Origin of the sequence: Kitasatospora sp. NPDC056651, assembly GCF_042792155.1 — a bacterium.
GTDB lineage: Bacteria > Actinomycetota > Actinomycetes > Streptomycetales > Streptomycetaceae > Kitasatospora.
Map to the genome: position 1 here is coordinate 84,532 of NZ_JBHTWX010000019.1, position 4,786 is coordinate 89,317.

The following is a 4,786-nucleotide window of genomic DNA, read 5'->3' on the forward strand; positions in this document are numbered from 1 at the left end:
GGGTGGTCTCCTGCTGGGCGAGAGCGCGCAGCTCACCGGCGGCCTGCTCGGCCTCGGCCCGGGTCCGCGCCGCGGCCTGCTCGGCCTCCTCGTGGGCGGTCTCGGCGGCGTCCAGGTGCTCGGAGGTCTCCTCTCGCTCGCGGCGCAGCCCGTCGGAGGCCGCCTCGCGCTCGCGCCGGCTCTCCTCGCGCAGCGCGTTCGCGGCCGCCTCGGCCTCGGCCCGGGTGCGGGCGGCCTCGGTGTCGGCCTCGGTGCGCACGCGTTCGGCGTCGGCCACCGCGGCGTCCCGGACGGCGTTCGCCTCGGCCTGCGTGTCGGTGGTCAGGGCCTCCGCGGCGGTCGTCGCCTCGGTGCGCACCCGCTGGTCGAACTCGGAGGCCTCGCGCCGGAGTTCGGCGGTCTCGCGCTCGGCCGCGGCCCGGTTCTCGGCGGCCGCGGCCTTGGCGGCCGCGAGCGCGTCCTGGCCCTGCTGCTCGGCTGTGCCGGTGATCTTCTCGGCTTCGGTGCGGGCCCGGGCCAGGGTCTGCTCGGCCCGGCCCTGGGTCTCGGCGGCCTGCTCCTGGGCCTGCTCGCGCAGCCGCTCGATCTCCTCGGCGGCGCCCGCGCGCAGCTCGTCCGCGTCGGACTTGGCCTTGGTGAGCAGCTCCTCGGCGTTCTTCGCCGACTCCTCGATCTGGCCGACCGCCTGGCGGCGGGCCTCGCCGCGCACCCGGTCGGCCTCGGCGGCGGCCTGGGCGCGCAGCTCCTCGGCCTCGGCGCGCAGCCGGGCCGCCTCGTCCTGCATCCGGTCGATCCGCTCGCGGATCGCGGCGGCGTCGTCCAGGGCGGCGTTCTGGGCCTGCTCGACGGCGGCCTGGGCCTGCTCGCGCAGCCGCTGGGCCTCGGCGGCGGCCTCGGCGCGGATCCGCTCGGCCTCGGCGGCGGCCTCGCCGCGCGTGGTCTCGGCGTCCTGGTCGGCCCGGCCGAGCACCTCCTCGGCGGTCTTGGCGGCCTTGGCGAGGTGGACGGTGGCGTCCTTGGCGCCGGCCGCCCGGCCCTCCTCCTCGGCCTGGTTGCGCAGCCGCTGGGCGTCGGCCTCGGCCTGGGCGCGCAGTTCGGCGACGTCCCGCTCGGTCTGGGCGCGGAGCTCGGCGATCGCCGCCTCGGCCTCGGTCTTCAGCTCGGTGGCGACCGACTCGGCGGTGGCCCGCAGCCGCTCGCTCTCCTCGGCCGCGGCGGCCTTGGCGGCGTCGGCCTCGGCCTGCTTGGTGGCGGCCGCGGTCCGGACGGCCTCGGCCTCGGCGCGGATCGCCCCGGCTTCCTTGGTGGCCTGGGCGACCATCCGGGCGACCTCGGCCCGGGCGGTCTGCGAGCGCTGCTCGTTGGCGGCCTCGCCGTCGGCGGCCTTGCGCACGGCGGCGGCCTCGGCATCGGCCTGGAGCTGCTCGGCGGCCTGCTCGGCCTGGGCGCGCAGCTCGGCGGCCTCGTGGCGGGTGCGCTCCGCCTCGGCGATGGCCTCGGCGCGCAACCGGTCTATCTCGGCCTTGGCGGCGGCGAGCTGCTGCTCGGCGCGGGCCTGCTCGGCGGCGGCCTGTGCCTTGAGCTGGCCGATCTCGGCCTGGGCGGCGGTCAGCCGGCCCTCGGCGACGGCGTGTGCCGCGGCCAGCTGCTGCTGGGCCTCGCCGCGGGCGGCGTCCACGTCGGCGGCGGCTTGGGCGCCGGCCTGCTGGGCCTGCTCGGAGGCGGCGCGCAGCAGGCGCTCGGCGTCGTTCTGGGCGCGCTGGAGGGCGGCCTCGGCGGCGGCGTGGGCTTCGCCGCGGGCGGCGTCCACGTCGGCGGCGGTCTGGGCGCGGGCCTGGTCGGCGAGGGCGACGGCCTCGGCGCGGGCGGCGGCGACCATCCGTTCGGCCTCGGCGCGGGCGTCCTGGAGCAGCCGCTGGGCCTCCTGCTCGGAGCCCGCCCGGGTCTGCTCGGCCCAGCCGTTGACGTGCTGCTCGGCGGAGCGGCGCAGCTCGGTGAGCTCGTCCTCCAGCTGGCGGCGGCGGGCGGTGAGCTCGGCCTCCAGTCGGGCGGTGCGCTCGGCGGCCTCGGCCATGATCCGCTGGGTGGCGGCCTGGGAGTCGCGCAGTTGGCGCTCGGCGTCGGCGCGCAGTTGCTGGGCCTGCATCTCGGCGGTGCGGAGCATCTGCTCCGCCTGGCCGGAGACGGCGTCGAAGGCGCGCGGCTGGGCGAGCATGCGGCGGGACTCGTGCAGTTTCGCCCGGAGCACCTCCACCTGGTAGGCGAGGTCCTCGGCATGCTCGACTGCCTTGTCCCGCTCCTTCCGAGTCCGGCCCATCTCGGCCTCGAACTGGGAGAGGTGATCGTCAGCCTCGTAGCGGTCGTTGCCCCGCACTCCGCGGTCCCATCCATCTCCTGGTCGCGTCCTCGACCCGGCCGGTTCCGGGCTCCCGTTGTCCGGGGCCGGTCCGACTGGCTCCTTGCATCCGCAGCCGGTGGACGGCTCCCCGCCATGCCGGGGCCGCCCGCCGCGGTCGTCGGAGTCCGGGGCGCGGGAGCGCGGGGGTTCCGCGTTCCCCCGTCCGAGTGGACTCCTGGGCGAACTCTTGCCTTGTGGAGAATGGTGACAGATCCGTCTTGCGACTGTTCAGCCGTGCCCGCGTACCGGGACTCCCCTTGCGACGGGCCGACCGCCGGCGGGCGGACGGGCCTGTCTTCGGCCGTGCCCGTCGCCTCCGTCCCCCGGAGCCTTCGCGCACCTGGGCATTGTAGTGGGAGCGCACTGCGGGGGAATGGCCGCAGGGGGGTTTTCCGGCTCTTCCGGCCAGGTTACTGACGGGTCATGACCGACGGGCCGTCGGGTGCCGCCGGGGCACCGCCCCCGCCGGGGCGGGCCGGGCGGGGATCAGTGCTCGTCGTGGGCCTGCTGCGCGGAGGTGACCAGCTCGGTCAGTACGCCGCCGCAGTCCTTGGGGTGCAGGAAGGTGATCCGCGAACCCATCGAGCCGATCCGCGGCTGGTCGTAGAGGACGCGGACGCCCTTGTCCCGGATGGCCTCGGAGTCGCCGTCCACGTCCGCGGTGCCGAAGGCGATGTGGTGCACGCCCTCGCCGTTCTTCTCCAGCCACTTGGCCACGGTGGAGTCGGGCCGGGTGGGCTCCAGCAGCTGGAGGTAGGAGGCGCCGCCGTCGTCGGTGCCGTTGATCCGGAGCATGGCCTCGCGGACGCCCTGCTCCTCGTTGACCTCGGAGTGGAAGACCTCGAAGCCGTAGGTGGCGCGGTAGAACTCGACCGTCTTGTCGAGGTCTCGGCAGGCGATGCCGATGTGGTCGATTCGGGTCAGCACGGCGACCTCCGGGTGATGGGGAGAAGAGTGCACCCAGTGCAGCGCATCGCGCGCGACCGACGCCAGAGCCCCGGGTGCGAGCCTGCTCACACGGCGGGCGGTTCACCCGGACCGGTTCGGCACGGTGTTGACTGGATGGTGCCAGTGCGCTCGATCACACCGTCGCTCCGGTGACGGGCGGGTAACAGGTCAGTACATTGAGCGCATCCTCACCTGGCCACGACGTGCGAAGGGGCCCGTCCCATGACCAACACCACCTCTGTGATCGTTGCCGGTGCGCGGACCCCGATGGGCCGCCTGCTGGGTTCCCTCAAGGGCTTCTCCGGCGCCGAGCTCGGCGCCGTCGCGATCAAGGCGGCCCTGGAGCGGGCCGGGATCACCGGCGACCAGGTCCAGTACGTGATCATGGGCCAGGTGCTCCAGGCCGGCGCCGGCCAGATCCCGGCCCGTCAGGCCGCCGTCAAGGCCGGCATCCCGATGAACGTCCCGGCGCTGACCGTCAACAAGGTCTGCCTCTCCGGACTGGACGCCATCGCGCTGGCCGACCAGCTGATCCGGGCCGGCGAGTTCGACATCGTGGTGGCCGGCGGCCAGGAGTCGATGACCAACGCCCCGCACCTGCTGCCCAAGTCCCGCGAGGGCTACAAGTACGGCGCGATCGCGATGCTCGACTCGATGGCCCACGACGGTCTCACCGACGCCTACGAGAACATCCCGATGGGCGAGTCCACCGAGAAGCACAACACCCGCCTGGGCATCCCGCGCGAGGCGCAGGACGAGATCGCGGCCGCCTCGCACCAGCGGGCCGCCAAGGCGCAGGCCGACGGCGTCTTCGAGGCCGAGATCGTCCCGGTCGCCATCCCGCAGCGCAAGGGCGAGCCGGTGCTGTTCAGCCAGGACGAGGGCATCCGCGCGGACACCACCGTCGAGGGCCTGGCCAAGCTGCGCCCGGCCTTCACCAAGGACGGCACGATCACCGCCGGCACCTCCTCGCAGATCTCCGACGGCGCCGCCGCCGTGGTCGTGATGAGCAAGGCCAAGGCCGAGGAGCTGGGCCTGACCTGGATCGCCGAGATCGGCGCGCACGGCAACGTGGCGGGCCCGGACAACTCGCTCCAGTCGCAGCCGTCGAACGCGATCAAGCACGCGCTCTCCAAGGAGGGCCTGGAGGTCGCCGACCTCGACCTGATCGAGATCAACGAGGCGTTCGCGGCCGTCGCCTACCAGTCCACGAAGGACCTGGGCGTCTCCTCGGACATCGTCAACGTCAACGGCGGCGCCATCGCGCTCGGCCACCCGATCGGGATGTCCGGCGCCCGCGTGGTGCTGTCCCTGGCGCTGGAGCTGCAGCGCCGCGGCGGCGGGGTCGGCGCGGCCGCGCTGTGTGGCGGCGGCGGCCAGGGCGACGCGCTGATCGTGCGCGTCCCGAAGGCCTGACCGGCTCCGACCCGACTTCGGGGC

2 protein-coding genes and 1 pseudogene are annotated in these 4,786 nt (G+C 74.8%); 1 reads left to right on the forward strand and 2 read right to left on the reverse strand.

Features of this window, described 5'->3' with window-relative positions:
* Positions 1-2,374 (reverse strand): annotated as a pseudogene (locus ACFRAR_RS10890) (hypothetical protein); the annotation flags it as partial.
* A 510-nt stretch (positions 2,375-2,884) separates the two neighbouring features.
* Entirely contained in the window at positions 2,885-3,325 is a 441-nt protein-coding gene (mce, locus tag ACFRAR_RS10895) for a methylmalonyl-CoA epimerase (protein ID WP_359831027.1), read from the reverse strand.
* A 243-nt stretch (positions 3,326-3,568) separates the two neighbouring features.
* On the opposite strand from mce, the gene ACFRAR_RS10900 reads away from it, so the two are divergent.
* Positions 3,569-4,762, forward strand: coding sequence for an acetyl-CoA C-acetyltransferase (locus ACFRAR_RS10900; RefSeq protein WP_380697100.1), 1,194 nt, complete (start codon positions 3,569-3,571; stop codon positions 4,760-4,762).
* Positions 4,763-4,786: the final 24 nt, after the last annotated feature.